Here is a 24,510-nt window from a genome sequence, read left to right as displayed (position 1 = left end):
GGGGGCGCGCGGTCAGACGATGTCTTCGTGCGCCGCGATGAGGTAGCGCGCGGCCACCTCGTCGTATTCGAGGATGAGCGCGTGCGAGCCGCGCTTGAGGGCGTTGGGCGTGGGCGCCCAGACGCGGATGTTGAGGCTGGCGCCGCGGCGCGCCACTTCGGCGCGGCCGTCTTTCTCGTTCACCACGCCGGTGACGACGCGGCAGACCTGGCCCACCAGCGCCGCATTGCTCACGGCCGTGTGGCTCACGAAGAGGCCCTTGAGCGGGCGAATCGCCACCGCCGTCACCGGAATGGCGAGCGCCGCGCTGGCCACCAGCAGCACCGTGCCGGCCAGCAGCTTGAGCACCATCGTCGGCACCAGCGGCAGCAGCCACTCGCCGCCCAGGCACGAGAGCGTCCAAGCCACCAGCACCAGCAGGCTCACGGCCACCGAGAACGGCACGCCGTTCAGGCCGAAGGCAACCACGTAGCTCGCGATCTGGCCCATGTCGCTGGTGTCGCCGTCGGCATGCGTCTGCAGGTCGACGTCGATCCCGCTGCTCTCGAAGTCGACCATGCCGACCACCGCGAGCACCCAATAGATCACCACGACGCCGAGCAGCACCGTGTAGATCGCGGTGGGGTACCCCGTCACCGCTCCCATGAAATCGCCCATTGATCCTCCCGCGTGCGGGTTGGTTGTTGTTCTCTTTTCTTCTTACCTGCCGCCCGGCTTTTTGGTGCCGGTATTCTTCTTGTTCGCCTTGCCCGCAAAGGCAATCAGTTCGCGCGTGGCCCTCTCCTTGATGGCCAGGCGGTCGTCGGGTGCCAGACCATAACGCGCTGCCAGAAATTCGTAGTCGGCCGCGTTCAGCGACACCGTGAGGCGCGGCCGCTTCGGCTTCGAGGTGGTCGCCAGGCCCAGCACCTGCCGGATCTGGTCGGGCGTGGACACATGCTGCTCGAAGGCCGCGGTGCGCACGGCCTCGAGCACGGCCTCTTCCACGTCGAAGGCCACCTGGACCGCGCGGATCGCCTCGTCCGAGCCTTGCCAGCGAACCGGCTTGACCCGCACCATGGTCACTCCACAGCCGGTTCGGACGGTCCGGACGGCTTGGCCTGCCGGGCGCGGATGCGCTCCATCACCTTGCCGGTGCGGTCGGCGTCGTTGCCGATGCCCGCCGCGGCCAGCTTCTTCTCGAGCGCGCTGTGGCCGAACTCGTCTTCGAGCTGCTGGCCCGCCGTCATGCGGTCGGACAGTTCTTCGTGGCGCGAGCGGATGCGCTCCAGCGACTCGCGCGCACTGGCCAGGCGCGAGCCGCCGCTGCCGATGTTCTCGGAGATCGACTGCGTGGCGCGGTAGACGCTCTCGGTGGTCTTGGCGATGCCGATCTCGCGCTCGTGCTCGCGGATGCGCGCCTCGGCCGACTTGATCAGGTCCTTGAGCCGCGACACCTGCAGCGCATACGAAGCGTGGGCCTTGGCCTGCTCCTCGAGTTCCTGCTCGAGCGTGCCGACCTTGGACGCCACGTCGAGCGCCAGGCCTTCCTGGGTCTTGTTGAGCGCTTCGAGCGCCAGGCCTTCGTAGCGCGTGACCTCGCCCTTCAGGCGTTCGATTTCGCGGGCCGACTGCATCTCCTTGGCCATCACGCCGGTGAGGTCGCCCTTGGCCTTTTCGATGCTGTGCTTGGCGTCGATGATTTCCTGCTCGTAGATGCGCGTGGCGTTGCTGTCGATCACGCTCTCGCCGATTTCGCGGGCGCTGCCTCGCAGCAAGGTGACCAGCTTCTTGATGACTGTCATGGTGATCTCCGCTTAGTTCAGGAATTCGGACAAGGCGTCGAGCGCATCGAGCGCGTTGTCGCTGAGCACGGCCACTTCGCGCGCGATGTCTTCCACGCTCGCATTGCGCCCCAGCGCCCCGGTGAGCACGTAGCGCCCACCCACGCGCCCGAAGGACGACAGCGGCACCGACGGGTTGAGGTCGAGCAGCGATTCGAGCAACTCGGTGCGCCGCTCGGGTTTCACTTCTTCCTCGGTCCAGAGGTAGCAGATGCAGATGATCTGCATGTCGGAACTGGTGACGAAGATCGGCAGCTCATCGCGCCCTTCGATGCTCACCTGGACCACGGGCGTGCTGCCCGGAATGGGCTGCAGCTGCACGGGCAGCCCGCCCATCGCCGCGCCAGCCAGCGCATCGAGGCCCTTGAGTTGATCGAGCAGTGATTGCATACCTCTCCTTTGGGTTGTCTACCGTTGGAAGCGCGCGATGCTTCGCTGGATTCACTATAGGTGCAGCGACATAACATGTCAAAAATTCTTTTAGCCCATGCGCATGACTTTCGGCACTGGCGCGCTCTCTAGAATCCGCCGATGGCCCCCACCATCAACCCCGCGCGTGTCGATTTCGTGACGCTGCGCCTCTTCTGCGCCGTGGCCCAGTCGGGCAGCATCACCAAGGGCGCGGAGGCGTGCCACCTCGCGCTCTCGGCGGCGAGCCGGCGGCTGTCCGACTTCGAAGCGGCCACGGGCTCGAAGCTGCTCGAACGCAGCGCCCAGGGCATCGCGCTCACGCCCGCGGGGCATGTGGCGATGCAGCATGCGATGCGGCTCTTCCAGGGCTTCGAGCAGTTCAGCAACGAGCTGGGCGACTACGCCAGCGGCGTGCGCGGCCATGTGCGGCTGTGGGCCAACATGTCGGCGCTGACGGAATTCCTGCCGACCACGCTGGCGGCCTTCCTCGGGCAGCATCCCGACATCCGCGTCGAGGTCGAGGAGCAGCTGAGCGGCGACATCGTCCGCGCGCTGGTCGACGGCCTTGCCGACGTCGGCGTGTTCGCCGAGAACACGCCTGCCTACGGCCTGGACGTCGCGCCCTTCCAGACCGACGAGCTCGTGGTGTTGTGCGCCAAAGCGCACCCGCTGGCACGCCTGCGCGTGAAGAAGATCGATTTCAAGACCTGCCTGGCGCACGAGTTCGTGGGGCTGAACCGCAGCAGCTCGCTGCTCGAGCTGACCTCGCGCGCGGCCGAACAAGCCGGCATTCCGATGCGCCTGCGCGTGCAGGTGCGCAGCTTCGATGCGATGTGCCACATGATCGCGGCCAACCTCGGCATCGGCGTGGTGCCGCTGGCCGCCTGCAAGGCGCAGGTGGCCGCGCTCGACCTGAAGGTGGTGCACCTGAAGGACGCCTGGGCCACGCGGCGCCTGCTGATGGCGACGAAGACCGGTGCGGCGCTGTCGCCGGCGGCGCAACTGCTGGTACGGCAGCTGCTCGCTTCGTCGAACTGAAACGCGATCAGCCCTGCTTCGCTGCCTCGGCCTCGAGCACCGCCCACTCCGCCTCCGTGAACAACCGCGAGCGCGTCAGGAAGCGCACGCCCAGCGGCCCCTCCAGCGAGAACATCCCGCCGCGCCCCGGCACCACGTCGATGATCAGCTGCGTGTGCTGCCAGTACTCGAACTGCGGCCCGCTGATGTAGAACGGCATGCCGCCGAGGTGCCCCAGCAACCGGTCGTGGTCGCCCACGATGAACTCGCCCTGCGCGTAGCACATGGGCGCGCTGCCGTCGCAGCAGCCGCCCGACTGATGGAACATCAGCGGGCCGTGCCTGGCGGCGAGGTCGTCGATGAGCGCAAGGGCCGCATCGGTCGCGGTGACGCGCAGGACCTCGCCGGTCATCAGAAGAAGCCCAGCTTGTTCTCGCTGTAGCTCACGAGCAGGTTCTTGGTCTGCTGGTAGTGGTCGAGCATCATCTTGTGGTTCTCGCGCCCGATGCCCGACTGCTTGTAGCCACCGAAGGCTGCATGCGCCGGGTACTGGTGGTAGCAGTTGGTCCACACGCGGCCGGCCTGGATGCCGCGGCCCATGCGGAAGGCGCGGTTCATGTCGCGGCTCCACACACCGGCGCCCAGGCCGTAGAGCGTGTCGTTGGCAATGGACAGTGCTTCTTCCTCGTCCTTGAAGGTGGTGACCGACACGACCGGGCCGAAGATTTCTTCCTGGAAGATGCGCATCTTGTTGTGGCCTCGGAACACGGTCGGCTTCACGTAATAGCCGTCGGCCAGGTCGCCGTCGAGCTGCTGGCGCTCACCGCCGATCAGCACCTGCGCGCCCTCCTGCCGGCCGATGTCGAGGTACGACAGGATCTTTTCCAGCTGTTCGCTCGAAGCCTGCGCGCCGATCATGGTGGCCGCGTCGAGCGGGCTGCCTTGCTTGATGGCGGCCACGCGCTTCAATGCGCGCTCCATGAAGCGGTCGTAGATCGACTCCTGAATGAGCGCGCGGCTCGGGCAGGTGCAGACCTCGCCCTGGTTCAGCGCGAACATCGTGAAGCCTTCCAGCGCCTTGTCGAAGAAGGCGTCGTCCTTGTCCATCACGTCGGCAAAGAAGACGTTGGGCGACTTGCCGCCCAGCTCCAGCGTGACCGGAATGAGGTTCTGGCTCGCGTACTGCGAGATCAGCCGGCCCGTGGTGGTTTCGCCGGTGAAGGCGATCTTGCCGATGCGGTTGCTCGATGCCAGCGGCTTGCCCGCTTCCACGCCGAAGCCGTTGACCACATTGAGCACGCCAGGCGGCAGCAGGTCGCCGATGACCTCCATCAGCACCAGGATCGACACCGGCGTCTGCTCGGCCGGCTTCAGCACCACGCAGTTGCCGGCCGCCAGCGCGGGCGCGAGCTTCCACACGGCCATGAGGATCGGAAAGTTCCACGGAATGATCTGTCCGACCACGCCGATGGGCTCATGAAAGTGGTACGCGAAAGTCTCGTGGTCGATCTCGCTGATGCCGCCTTCCTGCGAGCGGATGCACGAGGCGAAGTAGCGGAAGTGGTCGATGGCCAGCGGCAGGTCGGCGGCCATGGTCTCGCGGATCGGCTTGCCGTTGTCCCAGGTCTCGGCGGCGGCCAGCATGGCCAGGTTTTCCTGCATGCGGTCGGCGATGCGGTTCAGGATGTTGGCGCGCTCGGTGGTCGAAGTGCGGCCCCAGGCGGCCTTGGCCTTGTGGGCGGCGTCGAGCGCGCGGTCGATGTCGGCGGCGCTGGAGCGCGGCACTTCGCAGAAGACCTTGCCGGTGACGGGCGTGATGTTGCCGAAATACTGGTTCTCCACCGGCGCGACCCATTCGCCGCCGATGTAGTTGCCGTAGCGCGCCTTGAAAGGCACTGCGGTACCGAATTTGCCCGGTTCGAGCATGTCCATGGGTTGTCTCCGTTGGGTAAGGTGTGAACAGGCGGCACCGCGACATGCGGCGGCCCGCACAGGCACCGCAAGCGGCATACCCGTGCGGATCGGGACAATCCCCAAGCCCCGCGCCAGAGGGGAACGGCCCGCGCAGAGGGTTTCCATTCGCAATCTGCGACAGATGCGCGCGACGGCCGCGACTACGATGTCGCACAAGGCGAATCGCCGGCAATCCCGCCCACGGAGTTCCGCAAGATGAGTGAAGCTTCCGCACCATCAACCAGCATCGCGCAGGCCCGCGATCTGTTCTTTGCGCAGGGCCGCGACCCGGCGCCGTGGATCGCGCCGCACATCTCGCGCTCGTGGCAGCGCAGCCGGCCGGTCGACCCGCAATGCATCGACTCCACGCCGATGGCGCCGTCGCTGCTCAACGAACGGCGCGAACAGGCGATGCGCCTGCTCAGCTGCGCGCAGCCCGAACTCGACGGGCTCGCCGAGCATGCGGTGGGCAACGGCTGCATCGTCGCGCTGTCGGATGCGAGCGGCCTCATCCTCGAAGAAATCGGCAGCCCCGACTTCCTGCCCAAGGCGCAGCGCGTGGCACTGCAGCCCGGCGTGGAATGGTCGGAGCGCCACCGCGGCACCAACGCCATTGGCACCGCGCTGGCCGAGCGCGAGGCCGTGATGGTGCTGGGCGGCGAGCACTACCTGGCGCAGAACGGCCGGCTGGGCTGCGCGGCGGCGCCCATCTTCAGCGGACGCGGCGAACTGGCCGGCGCGCTCGACATCTCGGGCGAAACCGCGCGCGTGAACCACCACGCGCTCGGCCTCGTGCGCATGGCGGCGCAGCAGGTCGAGCACCGCATGCTGCTGGCCGAGGCCTCGGGCCACGTGCTGCGCTTCCATGCGCGGCCGGCGCTGATCGGCACGGCGCGCGAAGGGCTGATGGTCATCGAGGGCGGGCGCATCGTCGCGGCCAACCGCGTGGCGCTCGACCTGTTCGGCCGTTCGTGGGAGGGCCTGCTCGATCTCGATGCCGAAGAATTCCTGGGCGCGCAGTGGCCGCGCATGGAACACAAGCGCAGCCTGCTCACGCTGCCGGGCGGACGGCAGATCGCGACCGTCATGGAGCGCACCGGCACAGCCAACAGCGGCACGGGCCGATCCGGCGCGCGGCATGCAATGGCCGCCGCCCCGATCGACAACGACGACGTGGTGCGCCCGCTGCTGGCGCGCGCCGTGCGCGTGCTCAACGAAGGCGTGCCGGTGCTGGTGAACGGCGAGACCGGCAGCGGCAAGGAGGTGTTCTCGCGCCGCCTGCACGCCGCCAGCCGCCGCAGCGCGGGCCCCTTCGTGGCAGTCGATTGCGCCTCGCTGCCCGAGACGCTGATCGAGGCCGAGCTGTTCGGCTATGAAGAAGGCGCCTTCACCGGCGCGCGCCGCAAGGGCATGCCGGGCCGCATCCGCGAAGCGCACGGCGGCGTGCTGTTTCTGGACGAGATCGCCGAGATTCCGCTCGCGCTGCAGACGCGCCTGCTGCGCGTGCTCGAAGGCCGTGTGGTCACGCCGCTGGGCGGCGGCCAGGGCGTGGCGGTCGACTTCGATCTGGTCTGCGCCACGCACGCCGGCCTGCCCGCGTTGGTCGAGGCCGGGCGCTTTCGCGCCGACCTGATGTACCGCGTGGCCGGCTTCACCGTCGCCCTGCCCGCGCTGCACGAGCGTGCCGACCGGCGCGCGCTGATCGCGCGGCTGTTCCTCGAATCGGGCGGTGCCGCCAAGCACCTGTGCCTGGAAAACGACGCGCTCGAGCGCCTGGCCGCCTACCGCTGGCCCGGCAACGTGCGCGAACTGCGCAGCGTGCTGCGTGCACTCGTCGCGCTGGCCGACCCGGGCGATGCGCTGACCGCCGATGCATTGCCAGCCCATCTCCACGACGCCGCGCCCGTTGCCGACTTCAGCGAAGCCACGGCGTCGCAACCCAATGCGCCGCTGCAGACCATCACGCGCCACGCCATCGATGAAGCGTTGCGCGCCTGCGACCACGACGTGGCGCGCGCCGCCCGCCGGCTCGGCGTGCACCGCAGCACCGTGTACCGCCACCTCGCGCGCCAACGGCCGCCCACGGGCAACACCAAAGACTGACTTGCCCGCACGCGTGGGACCGGCCAGACTTTGCGCATGGCCCTGTTCCCGCCTCCATGACCACCGGCAAACCCGCGCGCAAGCTCTCGGCCGTGCCGTCCACCTTGCGGATTCCGCTGGCCGCGCGGGCCTCGGGCGATGCGCTCTTTCCGCAGATGGCCGTGCGCGACGCCTACGCCGCCGGCATCCTCGAGCAGATCCGCGACGACGACCACGCCCTGCCCGACGACCGCACGACCATCTTCGGCATCCTCGCGCGCACGCGGCGCTTTCGCAGCCTGGCGCAAGACTTCCTCAAGGCGAACCCGGGTGCGCGCGTCGTGAACATGGGCTGCGGCCTGAGCCATTACTTCCAATGGCTGGACGACGGCAAGTCGCGCATGACCGACGCCGACCTGCCCGAGGTGCTGGCCTTGCGCCGCGAACTGCTGCCCGACACCCATCCGCGCCACGACGTGCGCGAGCTCGACCTGAGTGCCCCCGACTGGTGGGAGCAGCTCGGCCTGCCGCGCAAGCGCCAGGCGCAGCCGGTCTTCCTGTTCACCGAGGGCGTGCTGATGTACCTCACGCCCGCGCAGGTGAATGCCGTGCTCGCCACCTTCGGCGAACGCGCGCCGCCGGGCTCGGTGCTGGCCTTCGATGCGATGTGCTGGCTCGCCGTGGGCCGCGCGCGCCAGCACCCGTCGGTGCGTGCAACGGGTGCGGAGTTCCAGTGGGGCCTGCGTCGCTGCGACGATCTCACGCGGCCGCATCCGCGCCTGCAGCTGGATGGCACCTACCGCGTGATGGAAGGCATCGGCTGGCCCTACACGCTGTTCGCGCCGGCGGTGCTGTTCTTTCTCGGCGTGCCGATCTATGCGGTGTACGCGCTGAGCGTGAAGGACTAGCTTCTTTTCAGGCGAAAGGCACGCTGCGGTACGGGCTGCGCGCGTCGCTCAGCAGCAGGCGGTTGGTGCGCAGCAGGTGCTCTTCGCGCGCATCGGCGTACTGCCAGATCAGGCCGCCCGCGATGTATGCCGCGCTCACCTGCGACCAGTCGGCATAGGCCGCACGCACCTGCGATTCGAGGCCGCCCGCGAAGCCCGTGAACTCCGCGCGATCGATGTAGCCCAGCTGCACCGCCCAGCGCGACAGGTTGGCCAGTCGCACTGCATCCCAGGCCACGAGGCTCGTCAGCTGTTCCGGCGCCACGCCGAAGTGCTTGCGTAAAGCCTTGACCCAGCTCTGGCTGCCCGTCATCAACTGGCCCAGCTCGGCGTTCGAATGCCCGGTCTGCGCGGACAGCGCACGCATGTCCAGGTGCTCGCGCGCCTTGATCTGGAAGAACGCGGGAAACCACGCGTCCATGACCAGGCGCAGCACGCCCGGCGTGGACTGCACCGCCTTGTCGATCGCGCCGATGGCCTTCCACGACGGCAGGTACTTCGCGCGCTGTCCTTCTTCGGTCAGCCAGCGCGCGGTCTGCTCGAAGCTCGCGCGGTCGGTCACGTTCCACACCTGCGCGACGCCTTCGCGCAGGGTGTCGTCGTCCTTGCCGGTGAGCACGGCATTCACACAGTCGCCGTTGAAGGCCGACAGCGGCGTGCTCAGCGTGACCAGCCATTGCTCCTGCGCGGAAAGCGCCGGCGCGGCGGCGTCGAACTTGAGCTTTTTGTTGTCGAGCATCGAGTGCGCGAGCGTGTCCTTGAACCCCATGAAAACTCCTCCCGAAGTGTTGACGTGTTGAAGTTGTTGACTGAAGCGCGAGCCGCTCAGGCCCGCGATTGCAGGCGCACGACTTCCTGCTGCAGGAACGCGAGGAACGGCGCGCGCAGCGCTTCCGTCATGTGCGCGGGCAGGGCCATCGGCGGCGTCGAGCCGGTCAGCAGCTGATCGCCCTTCTCTGCGATCTGCAGCGAGCGCGCCTCCACGCGCTCCAGCGCGATGCGCAGCGGCGACTCCATCAGGTCCTTGCCGTACAGCGCCTGCGCCGTGAGCGCCACGCCGTAGGGGCCGCCGAACAGCGGAAAGTCGGCCAGCGCGAACTGCAAGGTTTCGCCCGCGGAGATCTGGAACTTGTCGCTCACCTTGCCCAGCTTTTTGGCCAGCTTCGGGTTGGCGGGGTCGAGCAAGGTGTCGGCCGCGCCGTACTCGGCCACCAGCTCGGCCAGCGTCCAGACGCGCCGTTGCGCCTGCCGCTGGCTGCCGTTCTCCGCGTGGTACGAGACCACCGCCGCAACCGCTGGCGCCAGCAGCTCGCCGCAGCGCTTGAGCAGCACCGGCTCGGGTTCGTCGGCCACGCCCGACCAGTCCTTCCAGGCCTTGTAGCGCGCGAGCAGCGTCGAGACGAACGACGGCGCGTCGTCCGCGCGCGCGGGCAAGGCATGGCCCTGTGCCGGCGGCGGCGCGGCCAACAGCACAGTGAAGTCGTCCTGCACGTACATCGCCTGGTCGGTCAGCAGCAGCCCTTGCGATGTGCGCTTGCCGCTGAGCCGGTTCATCGCGTGGTAGCCGAGGAAGAACAGCGGGATCTCGTCGCCCAGCCAGGGCTTGGGCAGGTACATCTGCTCGACCGCTTGCGCGAACACCTGCGGCGCATCGTCGTGGTCGGGATGGTCGGACTGGTCGGGCAGGAAAGCGAAGGCCGACAGGTCGGCATGCAGCGGTGCCTGCACCTGCTGCTGAACGCGTGCGCGCAAGGCATCGCCGTGGCGCGAGCGTTCAGGCGGCAGCGCGCCCAGGTGATCGGTGAAGGACGAAAAAACGAATGACATGCTGAATCTCTCCCTGAAACCGTGGACTTGTGAATGGGTATGCGGTCGACCTCTGCTTCCGTTGGCCATGCACGGCAGATCGGTCGTGATCGCGGCGTGTCCTGCAAGGACACCGCCGCAATGCCAGCCCAAGGGAAGTGTTCCCCGGCGGCTCACGGACTGGATGATCACGCGCCCCTTGTTCAGAGGCGCAGCCATGCGACTTGGAAGCGTCGCTTGGCATTCTGACGAATTCTGCGAGGGCGCGCGATCACGCTGTCGGGTCGCTAGCATCACTGAATCTGCAAACCGTGGCCACGCCACACACGGGAGTCATACGAATGGGTACATGGTCGACAGCAGGCTTCGGCAACGACGAGGCTCTCGATTGGCTGGCTGAATTGCAGGAAGCGGATGACGCGCTCGCGTTCATCCGGGAGACATTGGCATCCGGCTCGACGGAAGGCACCGTTGCCGCCGCCGAAGTGCTGGCGCTGCTTGCCGGCCAAGGCAGTGCCGACGTGCACCCGGAGGCCGTCGACTGGTGCGCCGGCAAGGCCGCGCCACCTGCCGACTTGCGCCATGCCGCCGCCGACGCCCTGCAGGCCATCCTCGACGACCCCGATGCCGACGGGCACGACACCTGGGCCGAGCTGGGCGAGGACGACGAGGACTACCTCGCGTGGCTTGCGAACCTGAAAAGCCTGCAGGCGCGCCTGCGCAGCTGAGCATCGACGAACGCCCTCGACGTTCCGGCAAGAAATTGCGCCGTGTTACGTAACGAGTGGCGACAGCTGCCCGTTTTGCACGACTGCCCCGACCGCGCCCTTCGAAAAAAATCGTTTTGAATCAACGAGATAAGGCGTTTTCAGCCGGGCACTGACAGCCGAAAACGAAGGCGGCACGCATGTTGCCCTCTGTAGTCATTTATTTGACGAGGAGGCCGCATGACCACCACCGTATCGCCGATCGATTCGATCCCCGCAGCCGCCGAAAGTGGTGCTCCCGTGGTGCTTGCGCAGGCCAGCGTCACGCCCCTGGGCCCCGTCGGATCGGGCCCCGCCATGGCCGCGCCCGCCGCGCCGACCAGCCTGGGCACGCTGTCCAATGCCACGCCCGGCACGGTCGTCATGCGCGACGGATTTCGCATGCCGGTGGACGGCAACCAGAACCTCATTGCAGGCGACCGCGTGATCGTGCCCGACGGCGGGCAGGCCAACGTGCTCTTCCCCGGCTCGGCCACCAACAAGGCGCCGCTGGCCGGCGTGTTCGCGAGCGGCACCGACGCCACCATCACCTCGACCAAGCTGTCCAGCGGCCTGGAGCAGGTGAACGTCGACGTGGCCGCGGGCAACCTCGATGTCACCTCGCCCGACAGCGACGCGGAAGCCGCAGCACTCGCCGTCAGCAAGAAGACCGCGGCCGGCAGCGGCATCGGCCTGGGCGAATTCGCACTCGGCGCACTGGGCGCCATCGGCCTGGGCGCGGCGCTGGGCGGAGGGGGCGGCAGTGACGGCGGTGGGTTCCCCCTGTTCCTCTCGGGCGTCGGCGACGGTGACGCGGACGCCGACTCGGATGCCGATGCAGACGCCGACTCGGACTCGGATGCCGATGCGGACGCCGATGCCGATTCGGACGCGGACGCTGACTCGGATGCCGATGCCGATGCCGATGCCGATGCGGACGCGGACGCGGATGCGGATGCGGATGCAGATGCCGATGGCGACCACCTGCTCGATCCGGGCGACGGCCTTGCCGGCCAACTGGTCGAGGCCATCGACAAAGCGATCGGCCTGGGCGGCGGTGCGTCCGGTTCGTCGGGCACGCTGGCCTCGCTGATGCCCGTGGCCGATGGCCTCACCGACCTGGTCGACGACCTGCTCTCGCCGGTCACCGGCGAGGAGTTCACGGCCGACGACCCCAATGAATTCGAGCCCGTGGACAACGTGGTCGAAGACGTTGCCATTCACGTGGGCGGCGTGCTGACCCCCGTGGTCGACGGCGTGCTCGGCGAAGGCCTGACCGACGCCCTCGTCGGCTCGCTGATCGGCCAGGTCGACTACCTGACCGACGCGCTGGGCAACGTGCTCGAGAACGTGCTGGGCGGCGAAGGCCTGCTCGGCGGCCTCACAGCGCCTCTGGGCCTGGACGGCCTGGTGGACGACCTGCTCGGCACCGACGGCGTCGTCGGGCAGGTGCTCGAAGGACTGCTGGGCGAAGGCAGCCTGCTGGGCAGCGTGCTCGGAGAAGACGGCTTGATCGCGCAACTGCTGGGTGAAGACGGCTTGCTGGGTGGCGTGCTGGGTGACGACGGCTTGCTCGGTGGCGTGCTCGGCGGCGACGGCGGCCTGCTCGGCGGCGTGCTGGGTGACGACGGCTTGCTCGGTGGCGTCCTCGGCGGCGAAGGCGGCTTGCTGGGTGGTGTGCTGGGTGACGACGGCTTGCTCGGTGGCGTGCTCGGCGGCGAAGGCGGCTTGCTGAGCGGCGTGCTGGGTGACGACGGCTTGCTCGGTGGCGTGCTCGGCGGCGAAGGCGGCTTGCTGGGCGGCGTGCTGGGCGACGACGGCTTGCTGGGCGGCTTGCTCGGCGCAGAGGGCGGCCTGCTCGGAGGCGTCCTGGGCGACGACGGCCTGGTCAACGGCCTCCTCGGCGACGAAGGCATCCTGGGCGGCGTGCTCGGCGGCGACGGCGCACTGTCCGGCCTGCTCGGCAGCGAAGGCCTCACCGGCGGACTGCTCGGCTGCGACGGGCTCGTCGACAACCTGCTCGGTCCTGACGGCGCCGTCGGCTCCCTGCTGAACGCAACCCCGCTGGCCGGCCTGCTCGGCGGCGAGGGCGGTCTGCTCAGTGGCGTGCTGGGCGACGACGGACTCCTGGGCGGCGTGCTCGGCGACGACGGTCTGCTTGGCGGTGTGCTGGGCGACGACGGCATCCTCGGTGCCGAAGGCCCCGTCGGCGGCTTGCTGAATGGCGTTCTCGGCGGCGACGGTGATGGCCTGCTGGGCGGCTTGCTCGGTGACGACGGCCTGCTGGGCGGGTTGCTCGGCGGCGAGGGTGGACTGCTGGGCGGCGTCCTCGGCGGTGAAGGCGGCCTGCTCGGAGGCGTGCTGGGTGACGACGGCCTCCTGGGCGGTCTTCTCGGCACCGAAGACGGTCTGCTTGGCGGCCTGCTCGGCGATGAAGGCCTCTTGGGCAGCCTGCTCGGCGGCGGCGATGGCGGTTTGCTTGGTGGCGTGCTGGGTGAAGACGGCCTCCTGGGCGGCGTCCTCGGCGGGGACAGTGGTTTGCTCGGCGGCGTGCTGGGTGAAGACGGCCTCCTGGGCGGCGTCCTCGGCGGGGACGGTGGTTTGCTCGGCGGCGTGCTGGGTGAAGACGGCCTCCTGGGCGGCGTCCTCGGCGGGGACGGTGGCCTGCTCGGCGGCGTGCTGGGTGATGACGGCCTCCTGGGTGGCGTCCTCGGTGGCGACGGTGGCTTGCTTGGCGGCGTGCTCGGTGAAGACGGCCTGCTGGGCGGCGTCCTCGGCGGCGACGAAGGCGGTCTCCTTGGCGGCGTGCTCGGCGAAGACGGCCTGCTGGGCGGCGTCCTCGGCGGCGACGAAGGCGGTCTCCTTGGCGGCGTGCTCGGCGAAGACGGTCTGCTGGGCGGTGTCCTCGGCGGCGGCGAAGGCGGCTTGCTTGGCGGCATCGTCGGCGAAGACGGCCTCGTGGGCAGCCTGCTCGGCGGGCTGCTGGGCGGCTCGGGTCCGGCCGCGGCCATCCTCGAGCCGGTCTCGTCGGTGCTCGACCATGCCGTCGAACCCGTCGTGGCCGAAGCGACGCAGGCCGCATCCGGCGCCACGGCGCCTGCGAGCGACATCCTGGCTGGCGCAGGCGCAGCGGTCGCTCCGGTGCTCGCCGAGGTGGTGAACACTGTCGAACACGTGGTGTGCGAGGTCGTGGCCCCGATCACCAGCCTGCTCGATCAGGGCACCGGCGGCTCCACGCTGGCGCCCGTGACGAACATCCTGCACGGCCTGCTGGGCTGATCGAAGGCGGGAGGGGGCGGCAACGGCGCCCTCCCCTCTATTCCTTTTCACGCACGCAAAGGCGCAGCGCACCGGTCCCGGCGCGCTGCGCCTTCGCACGCCCGCCGTGCACAATCGGCGCTCCCGAGCCCTGAACCCTGAGCCCCTCTGCCCCGCGCCGCGCATGCGAATCCACGAACTGAAACGACGACTCCGCGAGGCCGGGGCCGGCCCCAGCCACGAGCAGCGCATCCTGCGGCTGTGGTCGCATGCGCTGCCGCGCAACAGCGGCCGGCGCCTGCCGGGCACATTCTTTCCGTCGTCGCTGATGGAGGCCCTGCCGGGCATCGAAGCCGATCTCGCGGGCCTGGCGCGCATCCATGCGATTCATCCCGGCGCCGACGGCTCAGAGCGACTGCTCGTTGCGCTGGCCGACGGCCAGACCGTCGAAAGCGTGCTGCTGCCGCGCGACGGGCTGTGCGTCTCGTCGCAGGTCGGTTGCGCGGTCGGCTGCCAGTTCTGCATGACCGGCCGCGACGGCCTGCTGCGGCAGGTCGAGAGCGCCGAGATCATTGCGCAGGTCGCGCTCGCGCGCTTGCGCCGGCCGGTGCGCAAAGTGGTGTTCATGGGCATGGGCGAGCCGGCCCACAACCTGGACAACGTGATCGAGGCCATCGAGCTGCTCGGCACGGTCGGCAACATCGGCCACAAGAACCTGGTGTTCTCGACCGTCGGCGACGTGCGCGTGTTCGAGCGCCTGCTGCAGGCGCGCGTGCGGCCCGCGCTGGCGCTCTCGCTGCACACGACCGATGCGGCGCTGCGCCGCAAGCTGCTTCCGCGCGCGCCGAACCTGACGCCCGAAGCCCTCATCGACGCGGGCGAACACTACGCCCGCACCACCGGCTACCCCATCCAGTACCAGTGGACGTTGCTCGAGGGCGTGAACGACGGGCCTGAAGAAATCGAAGGCATCGTGCGGCTGCTCTCCGGCAAGTACGGCGTGCTGAACATGATCCCGTTCAACACCGTGGAGGGCGTGGACTTCGGCCGCCCGTCGCGCGAGCGTTGCGAGCAGATGGCGCGCACGCTGCACGAGCGCGGCATCCTGACCAAGCTGCGCTATTCGGCCGGCCAGGATGTCGACGGCGGCTGCGGCCAGCTGCGGGCGCGCGCCGCCGAGGTGCGGGTGACCGTGCCAATTCGCCGCGCCGACGACCGCGTCAGCTGAGCGACGCCACCCAGTCCCACACCGCGTCGGGCGCCTCGACCATCACGTTGTGGCCGTGCGCGCCGAGGTCGCGTGCTTCGGGGTCGAGGGCGCGGGTCTGCTCGAGGGTGACCAGCGCATCGTGGCGGCCCTGGCCGAGGTGAACCGGGCAACGCGCCAAGCCGACCAGTTCGGAGAGCGGCGGCTTGCCCACGGCATTGGCGCGCGGGTCCATGGCGAGGCGCCATCCCTCGGCATCGTGCGCAACGCCGCGCGCGACAACGGGCGACGCCGCATCGACGATGCCCGCCAGGCCGGAAACCTTCAGGTAGCGGTCCCGCGCCTCTTCTTCCGTAGCGAATTTCTTTGCGGGCTGCGTCGCCAAAGTTTCCATGCGGCGGACCTCGTCATCACTCCACGCGACCTTGATGCCGGCCGCGAACACCCGGTGCGGCACGACACCGAACCATCCGGTTGCCAGCGCAAGACCGATCACACCGCCCAATGAATGTCCGAGCACCACGAGCCGGCCTTCGGGCTGCAGATGCGGCAGCACCGCACGCGCCACGGTGGCGGCGTGCTGACCGATGGCATACGAAGCCTGCCGGTCCGATGCACCGTGCCCGGGCAGGTCGAGCGCCAGCCAGCGACCGTTCCATCGCGCGCCCGCCGCTCCGCACAGCGGCGACCACACCGCGCCCGTCGCGCCCATGCCGTGCAGCAGCACCAGCAGGTCCGGGCCTTCGCCGCCTTGTTCCGTGTACATGTCCGTTGTCTCCAGGCACTTTCGATGGCGCGAGAATACCCGGCGATGCCCCGACACGGGCCTGAGCGGCGCGCCCCGCCGCGAGTCAACGCGGGGCCTTGTCCGGCCCCGTTTGCGCGGAATGGCTGACGCGCCGTACCCTGTGCCCGGGGCATGCTTGACGTTTTTCCGCGCCTCTCACCCGCCCTCTCAACCGCCGCTTCTTTTCCCTTCTCCTCCAAAGGCTTTCGCCGCCCCTCAAGAACACATGCTTGATCGCCGATCCTTCCTCGCCGCCGGCAGTGCCGCCGCCGCACTCGCCGCCCTGGGACTGCCCGAAGAGGCGCTGGCCGCCAACGGCCTGCAACTGAGCCAGCCGGCGCCCTTCTCTTTCGATGCGCTCGTCGCGCAGGCCAAGCGCCTCGCGGCCCGCCCCTACACCGCCGGCGCGCCGCTGGCGCCGCAGGTGCTGGAGCGCATCGACTACGACGCGCACGGCAAGATCCGCTTCGACCCCGCCAACGCCCTCTTCCGCGACGGGCCCGGCGCGTTTCCGGTCACCTTCTTTCACCTCGGCCGTTTCTTCCAGACACCCGTGCGCATGCACGTGCTGGAGACCGCCGGCGGCGACAGCTTTGCGCGCGAGGTGCTCTACAGCCCTTCGTACTTTTCGATGCCCACCGACAGCCCCGCGCGCTCGCTGCCCGAAGGCGCCGGCTTCGCAGGCTTTCGCCTGCAGGAAAGCCGCCTGGGCGACCAGGGCAAGCTCGACTGGCAGAAGAACGACTGGGTCGCCTTTCTCGGCGCTTCGTACTTCCGCGCCATCGGCGAGCTTTATCAGTACGGCCTGTCGGCACGCGGCATCGCGATCGATGTCGCCGTGCCCGACAAGCCCGAGGAGTTTCCGAACTTCACGCGCTTCTATTTCGAAACGCCCGCCGCGGGCAACACCACCTCGATGACCGTCTATGCGCTGCTCGAAGGACCGAGCGTCACGGGCGTGTTCAAGTTCATCATGCAGCGCGGCAAGGCCGTGATCATGGACATCGACGCGCGCGTGTTCCTGCGCCGCGACGTGTCGCGCCTGGGCCTGGTGCCGCTCACGTCGATGTACTGGTACTCGGAAACCATCAAGCCCACTGCCATCGACTGGCGCCCCGAGGTGCACGACTCCGACGGCCTCGCGATCTGGAACGGCGCGGGCGAGCGCATCTGGCGACCGCTCAACAACCCGACGCAGACACGCGCCTCCGCGTTCGCCGACACCCGACCGCGCGGCTTCGGCCTGCTGCAGCGCGACCGCAGCTTCGACCACTACCAGGACGGCGTCAACTACGAGAAGCGCCCGAGCCTGTGGATCGAACCGCTGGGCGACTGGAGCGAGGGCTCCGTGCAGCTCATCGAGATCCCGACCGACGACGAAATTCACGACAACACCGTCGCTTTCTGGGTGCCCAAGGCCGACGCCAAGGCCGGCTCGAGCTACAGCCTGCAATACCGGCTGCACTGGACCGACCAGGAGCCCTTTCCGTCACCGCTCGCACGCTGCGTGGCCACCCGCATCGGTCGCGGCGGCCAGCCGGGCCAGCCGCGTCCGCAAGGCGTGCGCAAGTTCATGGTGGAGTTCATCGGGCAACCGCTCACCACGGTGCCCTTCGGCGTGAAACCCCAACTGGTTCTCACCGCGCCGCGCGGCAAGTTCTCCTACGTCTTCGCCGAGGCCGTACCCAACGGCGTGCCGGGCCACTGGCGCGCCCAGTTCGACTTCACGCCCGAAGGCACGGAGCCGATCGACATGCGGCTGTATCTGAAGAACGGGGACCAGACGTTGACGGAGACCTGGCTGTACCAGTATCAGCCGGGGTGAGCGGAAGCGGCTGCATCTCGCAGCCTCCTCAGTTGATTCGCGCGTTGGTCAGTTGCATGTCTTCGAACTGACTGCCTGTGAAGTCAACCTGCTCGCCCTGCAGGCCGGTCGCGCTCACCTGCGTGCCCCTGCAGTCGAGCAACTTCAAACGCGACCACTGACTCGCATCGAAATTCAGTGCGGTCCAGTTGCACCGGGTGAAGGTGCAGTCACTGAGCGTGCTGGCCTTGAGCTGCGACGCGCTGAAAGTGCAATCCACGAAGGTGCATCCACTGATCGCGATCCGCTGCATGTCGCATTGGCTGAAGGAGCAACCGCTGAACTGGCATGCGGTCCAGACGGCGTTATGAAAAGTGGTCGATGTGAAGCTGCTGCCGTTGAAGGCGCTGGACGAGAAGGTGATCAGGTTGAGGTCGAGGCCGGCGTAGGCATTGCCGTCGCTCTGGCCGGAAAGACCCGCCGGCGCACCGCCTGCGCCTTTTCGCCATTTGTCGTGGTCTTCGATGATTTGTTTAGCGCTCATGGTGCACCTCGACAAATGCGACTGCACATGAGAGCACCGGGCGGCCCGGGAACAGCAGCGAGGCGGTGCTGTTGATTTGAAGCGTGCGCGTTGGCGCAGCACTGAATGCGGACATGTATTCCTCCCAGAAGCCGCTTCTGTGGATCAGGAGTCAGGCCGCGGATTGTGGGAGGCCCGTGCGCTCAAAAACGCGAGGAAAGAATCGGGCAACGATTGCGAAGCGGGCAGCGTGATGGACTGCACGCACCGCTCATTGCCCAGGCCGGCTCCAACCGGCCGCGATCGTTATTTCTTCGTGACGGACACCAGCTCGACCTCGAAATTCAGCGTCGCATTCGGCGGAATCACACCGCCCGCGCCGCGCGCGCCATAAGCAATAGCCGGCGGGCAGGTCAGCTTCGCCTTGCCGCCCGGCTTCATCTTCTGCACGCCTTCGGTCCAGCACGGGATCACGCCGTTGAGCGGGAACTCGGTGGGTTCACCGCGCTTGTACGAGCTGTCGAACTCCTTGCCGGTGTCGGGGAAGGTGCCGCGGTAGTGCACCTTGACCACGTCGGTTGCGGCGGGCGATGCGCCGGTGCCTTCCTTGAGCGACTGGTAGATCAGGCCGCTGGGCGTGGTCACGGCGGCGGATTGCGCAAAGGCGGCGGGGATGGCAAAGACGGACACGAGCGCAGCACAGACAAATGACTTCACGAAACACCTCGGTGGTTGAAAGAAGAAAGAAGAGCTGCCGATTATGGACAGCCCCCGTGAAGCCGCCTGTACGCCGATGTATCCGATGGAACGGCCCTTGCTTTGGGACAGACGCACTGTCACCATCCACAAAGAGAGGAAGCCCCCATGCGCTCCAACGACGCTTCGCCGGTCCCCGTCGCCGGCACCGGCCATCTCAAGAAAGTCCTCGGCCCCATCCAGTTGTGGGGCATCGCCGTCGGCCTCGTCATCTCGGGTGAGTACTTTGGTTGGAGCTACGGCTGGAACACGGCCGGCACGCTCGGCTTCCTGGTCGCCACGGTGCTGGTGGCGACGATGTACACCACCTTCATCTTCAGCTTCACCGAGCTCTCGACCGCCATCCCGCACGCCGGCGGCCCCTTCGCCTATGCGCGGCGTGCCTTCGGGCCGCGCGGCGGTTTCGTGGCGGGCTTTGCGACGCTGATCGAATTCGTCTTCGCGCCGCCGGCCATCGCGCTGGCCATCGGCGCCTACCTCAACGTGCAGTTCCCTGGCATCAACCCGAAGTGGTTCGCGGTGGGCGCGTATGTGATCTTCATCGGGCTCAACTGGATCGGCATCGGCATCGCGGCGGCGTTCGAGCTGTTCGTTACCGTGCTCGCGATCTTCGAGCTGCTGGTGTTCATGGGCGTGGTCGCACCGGGCTGGTCGATGGCGAACTTCGTGGCCAACGGATGGGCCGGCGGCAACGTGCTGAACGGCGCGGCCGTGTCGGGCATCTTCGCGTCGATCCCGTTCGCGATCTGGTTCTTCCTGGCCATCGAAGGCGCGGCCATGGCGGCCGAAGAGGCGCGCGACCCGCATCGCACGATTCCGCTGGCCTACACCACTGGCATCGTCACGCTCGTACTGCTGGCCTTCGGTGTCATGATCTTCGCGGGCGGCGTGGGCGACTGGCGCCAGCTCGCGAACATCAACGACCCGCTGCCGCAGGCCATGAAAGCGGTGGTGGGCGGCGACAGCGGCTGGCTGCACATGCTGGTGTGGATCGGGCTGTTCGGGCTCATTGCGTCGTTCCACGGCATCCTCATGGGCTACTCGCGCCAGATCTTCGCGCTCGCACGCGCCGGCTACCTGCCACGCTACTTCGCTGGCCTGAGCCCGCGCTTCGACACGCCGCACCGCGCGCTGCTGGCGGGCGGCGTGGTGGGCATCGTCGCCATCTTCAGCGACACGTGGGTGCAGTTCGGCGGCCAGACGCTCACCGCCAACATCGTCACGATGGCCGTGCTCGGCGCGATCGTGATGTACCTGATTTCGATGGCCGCGCTGTTCAAGCTGCGCCGCACCGAACCGAACCTGCTGCGCACCTACCGCGCGCCCTTCTACCCCGTGTTCCCGGCCGTCGCACTCGGCCTCGGCCTGGTGTGCCTGGGCGCGATGGTCTGGTTCAACACCATGCTGACGGTGCTCTTCCTCCTGCTGATGGCGGCCGCCTACGGCTACTTCCTGCTCACCTCGGCGCAGCGCGATGCCGCCGCGCCGGACGAGATGCTGTCTTCCAAACCCTGACCCCTTTCAAAGAGACGATGCGCTACCGCACCACCATTGCCGGCCAGGGGTTCGCCTTCGACGATCTGCGCCAGGTGCTCGCCTGTGCCAGCCCGGCGCGCTCGGGCGACTACCTCGCGGGCCTCGGCGCCGCCACCGCCCAGCAGCGCATGGCCGCACGCCACGTGCTGGCCGACACGCCGCTCAAGCAGTTCCTCACCGAGGCGCTGATTCCCTATGAGCAGGACAACATCACGCGGCTCATCATCGACACGCACGACGCGCAGGCCTTCGCACCGGTTGCGCATCTCACGGTCGGCGACTTCCGCAACTGGCTGCTGTCAGAACAAGCCACCACAGAGGCACTCGCCGCGCTGGCGCCGGGCCTCACGCCCGAGATGGTCGCGGCCGTGTCGAAGCTCATGCGCAACCAGGACCTCGTCGCGGTCGCGAAGAAGTGCCACGTGGTCACGCGCTTTCGCGACACCATCGGCCTGCCCGGCCACCTGGCCGTGCGCCTGCAACCCAACCACCCCACCGACGACTTGCGCGGCGTGGCCGCTTCCACACTCGACGGCCTGCTCTACGGCGCGGGCGACGCGGTGATCGGCATCAACCCCGTGTCCGACAGCCTGCCGGTGCTCGGGCGCCTGCTGCACATGCTCGACGAGGTGATCCAGCGCTTCGAGATTCCCACGCAGAGCTGCGTGCTCACGCACGTGACCAACACGCTGAAGCTCGCCGAGGCCGGCGCGCCAGTCGACCTGGTGTTCCAGTCGATCGCCGGCACCGAAAAGGCGAACCTGTCGTTCGGCGTGACGCCCGCGTTGCTCGACGAGGCCCACGCCGCAGCGCAATCGCTCGCGCGCGGCACCGTCGGCAACAACCTCATGTACTTCGAGACCGGCCAGGGCAGCGCGCTCTCGGCCAACGCCAACTTCGGCGTCGACCAGCAGACCTGCGAGGTGCGCGCCTATGCACTCGCGCGGCGCTATCGGCCGCTGCTCATCAACACCGTGGTCGGATTCATCGGCCCCGAGTATTTGTACGACGGCAAGCAGATCATCCGCGCCGGGCTCGAAGACCACTTCTGCGGCAAGCTGATGGGCCTGCCGATCGGCTGCGACATCTGCTACACCAACCACGCCGAAGCCGACCAGGACGACATGGACACGCTGCTCGTGCTGCTGGGCACCGCGGGCATCAACTTCATCATGGGCATCCCGGGCGCCGACGACGTGATGCTCAACTACCAGAGCACCTCGTTCCACGACGCGCTGTTCCTGCGCGAGACGCTGGGCCTGAAGCGCGCACCCGAGTTCGAAGCCTGGCTGCAGCGCATGCAGATCACCGACACCACCGGCCGGCTCGCACCACCCTCGGCCAACCGGCTGCTGAGCGACATGGGCGGGCTGTCCGCACTCGCGCCATGAGCGATTCGCCCGTCACCCCCAACCCCTGGACCCCATGGCGCGCCGCCACGCCCGCGCGGCTTGCACTCGGACGCGCCGGTGCCGGCATGCCCACCGACGAAACGCTGCGCTTCGGCTGGGCCCACGCGATGGCGCGCGACGCGATCCATGCGGCACTCGATGTCGACGCACTCGACGCCGCACTGCGCGCCGACCAATGGGACGTGAGCCGCGTGCGCAGCCAAGCCGCCGACCGCACCACCTACCTGAGCCGCCCCGACCTGGGCCGCCAACTCGACGCCGAAGACGCCGCGCGCCTGCGCAACGAGCGCCCTGCAGGCGGCTGCGACGTCTGCCTCGTGATCGGCGACGGCCTCTCCTCACTCGCCGTCGCGCGCCATGCCTTGCCGTTGCTTGCGGCGCTGCGCCCGCAGCTGCCACCCGGCACACGCCTGTCGCCCGTGTTCATCGCCACGCAGGCGCGCGTGGCACTGGCTGACGAACTGGGCGAAGCAGTCGGCGCGGGGCTGTCCGTCATGCTGATCGGCGAACGCCCGGGCCTCAGCTCCCCCGACAGTCTCGGCATCTACCTGACCCACGCGCCACGACGCGGCCGGCACGATGCCGAGCGCAATTGCATCTCGAACGTGCGGCCCGAGGGGCTGTCGTATGCGCATGCGGCCTTCAAGCTGGCGTGGCTGGTGCGCGAATCGCTGCGGCGAGGGCTGAGCGGCGTGGAGCTCAAGGACGAGAGCGACCTGGCGGTGCTGGAGCCGCCCGAAGCAAAGCCGCCAGGCCTGACCGGATGAGACGGGCTTCCCCAATGAGACAATACGCAATAAAATGACTTTTAAACCGCTTAACAGTCACTTTATTGATGCCGAAGAGCAGCCGCAGCCTCTCAGCCCTGCCGTCGCAGACCGTCAAACCCCTTGAGGGCCTGGGCCTGCGCCTGCGCGCGCACAGGGTGCACCGCGCATGGACGGTCGCCGAAATGGCCGAACGGCTGATGTGCTCCCCCAACACGCTGCGAGCCCTCGAATCCGGCAAGCCCGGCACCAGCATCGGCCTGCTCGCCCATGCGCTGTGGCTGCTGGGGCAGATCGATTCGCTCGACGGCGTGGCACCGGCTCCCGCAGAACTGGCGGCGAAGCGCCGTGTGCGCCGATCGGCCGCACAAGGCGCTGCGGGCGTGATCGCGGAAGGTGAGCGTGACTTCTGATCAGCTCGACGCCGAGCGGCGCATCTACGTCGGCCTCGCGCACCGCACGGGCGAGTCGGTGCAGCCCGCCGGCCTGATGAAGGTGGTCCGCCGCGGGGTCGTGGAGTCCGGCGAGTTCGCTTACGGCCGGCGCTACCTCGAAGACCCGGCGGCCGCGCCGCTGAACCCCGAGACCCTGCCGCTGCGCGACGCCGCGTTCGTGCTGGCCGAGCAACGCATCCGCGACGGCGGCGCCATGCCACTCACGCTGCGCGATGCGCTGCCCGACAGCTGGGGCCGCAAGGTGCTCGAAATCCGCCAGGGCCGCCCGCTGTCCGACATCGACGCGCTGCTGCTGACCAACGAGGACCGCGTCGGCGCGATGGTGTTCGCCGAAGCGCTGCCCATCCGCAGCGACGAGCCGCCCGTCACGCTCTGGTCGCTGCAGGAACTTGCGGAGGCTTCGCGCCGGATCGAGGACGGCCTGGACATCGGCCCCGACATGCACCTGCTGCTGCGCGGCGGGAGCCTGGGCGGTGCGCGCCCCAAGGCCGCCTTCGTGCACGAAGGCCGGCGCTGCATCGCCAAGTTCGCGTCGCGCGGCGACGACCATGACGTGGAGGTGATCGAAGCGGCCACGCTCTGGCTGGCCGATGCCTGCGGCATCACGGTGCCTCCGTTCCTGCTCCAACCTCTCGCCGCCGGGCACGCCTTGCTGGTCGAGCGCTTCGACCGGTCCGGGCCGGTGACCGACGAGCGGCGCTTTCACTACCTCTCGGCCTCGGCACTGCTCGACGTTCCCTACGAATCCAGCCGGGGCAGCTACGTCGAGCTGGCGCAACTGCTGCGCCGCATCTCCCGGCAGCCGCAGGAAGACTTGGCCGAGCTATTCCGGCGCCTGGTGTTCAACCTGGCGGTGGGCAACAGCGACGATCACGTCAAGAACCATGGCGCGCTGCGAGGCGAGGATGGCCTCTGGCAGCTGGCCCCGGCCTTCGATCTCGTCATGCAGTTGGGCGGCCATACCGGCTACCAGGAGCTCGCCATCCTTCCGGGACAGCACGCGTCGAGCCTCGAATTGGCGCGCGCTGCAGCGCCGCATTTCGGCCTGTCCGCTGCGCAGGCGGACGAAGTCATCCACACCATCGAAGAAACCGTCGGCGTGCAAGCCGCGGCCAGCGTCGAGGCGGCTGGAGGCAACCGCGACCTCGTGCGCCGGGTGGCAATGTTCATCGCGCAGCAGCACGAACGCATCCGCACCTAGGCGCAGGGGCGGACGCTTG

The 24,510-nt window shown here is 68.4% G+C and carries 23 protein-coding genes; 12 read left to right on the top strand and 11 right to left on the bottom strand.

Translation table 11 applies throughout. The features are described 5' to 3' along the window. Positions 1–12: 12 nt before the first annotated feature. From RZE79_RS12200 to RZE79_RS12185, 4 genes are read right to left on the bottom strand one after another with little or no spacing between them, the layout of a single operon-like run. Complete coding sequence (locus tag RZE79_RS12200; protein ID WP_319360609.1) at positions 13–657, bottom strand: OB-fold-containig protein; 645 nt, start codon at positions 655–657, stop codon at positions 13–15. Positions 658–699: 42 nt separating this feature from the next. Next, entirely contained in the window at positions 700–1,059 is a 360-nt protein-coding gene (locus RZE79_RS12195; protein ID WP_319360608.1) for a hypothetical protein, read from the bottom strand. 2 nt (positions 1,060–1,061) lie between these two features. Continuing rightward, positions 1,062–1,784, bottom strand: a complete 723-nt coding sequence (locus tag RZE79_RS12190) for a PspA/IM30 family protein (RefSeq protein WP_319360607.1) — start codon at positions 1,782–1,784, stop codon at positions 1,062–1,064. Between the two features lie 12 nt (positions 1,785–1,796). After that, a complete protein-coding gene (locus RZE79_RS12185) occupies positions 1,797–2,213 on the bottom strand; it encodes a YjfI family protein (protein WP_153284824.1) in 417 nt (138 codons plus the stop codon). A gap of 141 nt (positions 2,214–2,354) precedes the next feature. Between RZE79_RS12185 and RZE79_RS12180 the strand changes: the two genes are divergently transcribed. After that, complete coding sequence (locus RZE79_RS12180; RefSeq protein ID WP_319360606.1) at positions 2,355–3,272, top strand: LysR family transcriptional regulator; 918 nt, start codon at positions 2,355–2,357, stop codon at positions 3,270–3,272. Positions 3,273–3,279: 7 nt separating this feature from the next. On the opposite strand, the gene RZE79_RS12175 is transcribed toward RZE79_RS12180, so the two are convergent. After that, positions 3,280–3,663: a DUF779 domain-containing protein gene (locus RZE79_RS12175; protein ID WP_319360605.1), complete on the bottom strand. Its 384-nt coding sequence runs from the start codon at positions 3,661–3,663 to the stop codon at positions 3,280–3,282. Continuing rightward, on the bottom strand, positions 3,663–5,183 hold the full coding sequence (gene adh, locus RZE79_RS12170; RefSeq protein WP_319360604.1) for an aldehyde dehydrogenase: 1,521 nt from the start codon (positions 5,181–5,183) through the stop codon (positions 3,663–3,665). The genes RZE79_RS12175 and adh overlap by 1 nt, the downstream gene beginning before the upstream one ends. Positions 5,184–5,420: 237 nt before the next feature. On the opposite strand from adh, the gene RZE79_RS12165 reads away from it, so the two are divergent. Together RZE79_RS12165 and RZE79_RS12160 are read left to right on the top strand one after the other, a co-directional pair. Next, entirely contained in the window at positions 5,421–7,307 is a 1,887-nt protein-coding gene (locus RZE79_RS12165) for a sigma-54-dependent Fis family transcriptional regulator (protein WP_319360603.1), read from the top strand. 56 nt (positions 7,308–7,363) lie between these two features. Further along, the gene (locus RZE79_RS12160; RefSeq protein WP_319360602.1) at positions 7,364–8,194 is read left to right on the top strand and encodes a class I SAM-dependent methyltransferase; all 831 of its coding nucleotides are present in this window, start codon (positions 7,364–7,366) and stop codon (positions 8,192–8,194) included. A gap of 7 nt (positions 8,195–8,201) precedes the next feature. Here RZE79_RS12160 and RZE79_RS12155 read toward each other — a convergent pair whose 3' ends face one another. Next, positions 8,202–9,002, bottom strand: a complete 801-nt coding sequence (locus tag RZE79_RS12155) for a DUF1266 domain-containing protein (RefSeq protein WP_319360601.1) — start codon at positions 9,000–9,002, stop codon at positions 8,202–8,204. Between the two features lie 56 nt (positions 9,003–9,058). Further along, positions 9,059–10,060: a hypothetical protein gene (locus RZE79_RS12150; RefSeq protein WP_319360600.1), complete on the bottom strand. Its 1,002-nt coding sequence runs from the start codon at positions 10,058–10,060 to the stop codon at positions 9,059–9,061. A gap of 320 nt (positions 10,061–10,380) precedes the next feature. Here RZE79_RS12150 and RZE79_RS12145 point away from each other — a divergent pair, with 320 nt between their 5' ends. The 3 genes from RZE79_RS12145 to RZE79_RS12135 all read left to right on the top strand — a co-directional run bounded on the left by RZE79_RS12145 (position 10,381) and on the right by RZE79_RS12135 (position 15,271). Next, a complete protein-coding gene (locus tag RZE79_RS12145) occupies positions 10,381–10,767 on the top strand; it encodes a DUF4259 domain-containing protein (RefSeq protein ID WP_319360599.1) in 387 nt (128 codons plus the stop codon). 219 nt (positions 10,768–10,986) lie between these two features. Beyond that, a complete protein-coding gene (locus tag RZE79_RS12140) occupies positions 10,987–14,064 on the top strand; it encodes a hypothetical protein (protein WP_319360598.1) in 3,078 nt (1,025 codons plus the stop codon). Between the two features lie 163 nt (positions 14,065–14,227). Next, positions 14,228–15,271, top strand: coding sequence for an RNA methyltransferase (locus tag RZE79_RS12135; protein ID WP_319360597.1), 1,044 nt, complete (start codon positions 14,228–14,230; stop codon positions 15,269–15,271). Here the strand turns inward: RZE79_RS12135 and RZE79_RS12130 are convergent. Further along, a complete protein-coding gene (locus RZE79_RS12130) occupies positions 15,264–16,016 on the bottom strand; it encodes an alpha/beta hydrolase (protein WP_319360596.1) in 753 nt (250 codons plus the stop codon). The genes RZE79_RS12135 and RZE79_RS12130 overlap by 8 nt on opposite strands. A gap of 247 nt (positions 16,017–16,263) precedes the next feature. Between RZE79_RS12130 and RZE79_RS12125 the strand changes: the two genes are divergently transcribed. After that, positions 16,264–17,862, top strand: coding sequence for a glucan biosynthesis protein D (locus RZE79_RS12125; protein WP_319360595.1), 1,599 nt, complete (start codon positions 16,264–16,266; stop codon positions 17,860–17,862). Positions 17,863–17,890: 28 nt separating this feature from the next. Here RZE79_RS12125 and RZE79_RS12120 read toward each other — a convergent pair whose 3' ends face one another. Next, complete coding sequence (locus tag RZE79_RS12120; protein ID WP_319360594.1) at positions 17,891–18,385, bottom strand: pentapeptide repeat-containing protein; 495 nt, start codon at positions 18,383–18,385, stop codon at positions 17,891–17,893. Positions 18,386–18,670: 285 nt separating this feature from the next. Then, on the bottom strand, positions 18,671–19,081 hold the full coding sequence (locus tag RZE79_RS12115) for an FKBP-type peptidyl-prolyl cis-trans isomerase (protein WP_319360593.1): 411 nt from the start codon (positions 19,079–19,081) through the stop codon (positions 18,671–18,673). 147 nt (positions 19,082–19,228) lie between these two features. On the opposite strand from RZE79_RS12115, the gene eat reads away from it, so the two are divergent. The 5 genes from eat (at position 19,229) to RZE79_RS12090 (ending at position 24,491) form a co-directional block, all read left to right on the top strand. Next, positions 19,229–20,635: an ethanolamine permease gene (eat, locus tag RZE79_RS12110; protein ID WP_319360592.1), complete on the top strand. Its 1,407-nt coding sequence runs from the start codon at positions 19,229–19,231 to the stop codon at positions 20,633–20,635. A 17-nt stretch (positions 20,636–20,652) separates the two neighbouring features. Then, positions 20,653–22,047 (top strand): ethanolamine ammonia-lyase subunit EutB, encoded by a 1,395-nt coding sequence (locus RZE79_RS12105; protein WP_319360591.1) that lies wholly within the window; start codon positions 20,653–20,655, stop codon positions 22,045–22,047. Then, positions 22,044–22,835, top strand: coding sequence for an ethanolamine ammonia-lyase subunit EutC (gene eutC / locus RZE79_RS12100; RefSeq protein ID WP_319360590.1), 792 nt, complete (start codon positions 22,044–22,046; stop codon positions 22,833–22,835). The genes RZE79_RS12105 and eutC overlap by 4 nt, the downstream gene beginning before the upstream one ends. A gap of 68 nt (positions 22,836–22,903) precedes the next feature. Beyond that, complete coding sequence (locus tag RZE79_RS12095; protein WP_319360589.1) at positions 22,904–23,248, top strand: helix-turn-helix transcriptional regulator; 345 nt, start codon at positions 22,904–22,906, stop codon at positions 23,246–23,248. Further along, positions 23,238–24,491, top strand: a complete 1,254-nt coding sequence (locus RZE79_RS12090) for a HipA domain-containing protein (protein WP_319360588.1) — start codon at positions 23,238–23,240, stop codon at positions 24,489–24,491. The genes RZE79_RS12095 and RZE79_RS12090 overlap by 11 nt, the downstream gene beginning before the upstream one ends. Positions 24,492–24,510: the final 19 nt, after the last annotated feature.

The sequence above is a fragment of the Variovorax sp. EBFNA2 genome (assembly GCF_033802765.1).
In the GTDB taxonomy this organism is placed as follows: domain Bacteria; phylum Pseudomonadota; class Gammaproteobacteria; order Burkholderiales; family Burkholderiaceae_C; genus Variovorax; species Variovorax paradoxus_H.
The sequence above is the reverse complement of the archived record's forward strand: the minus strand, read 5'-3'. Positions and strand labels throughout refer to the sequence as shown.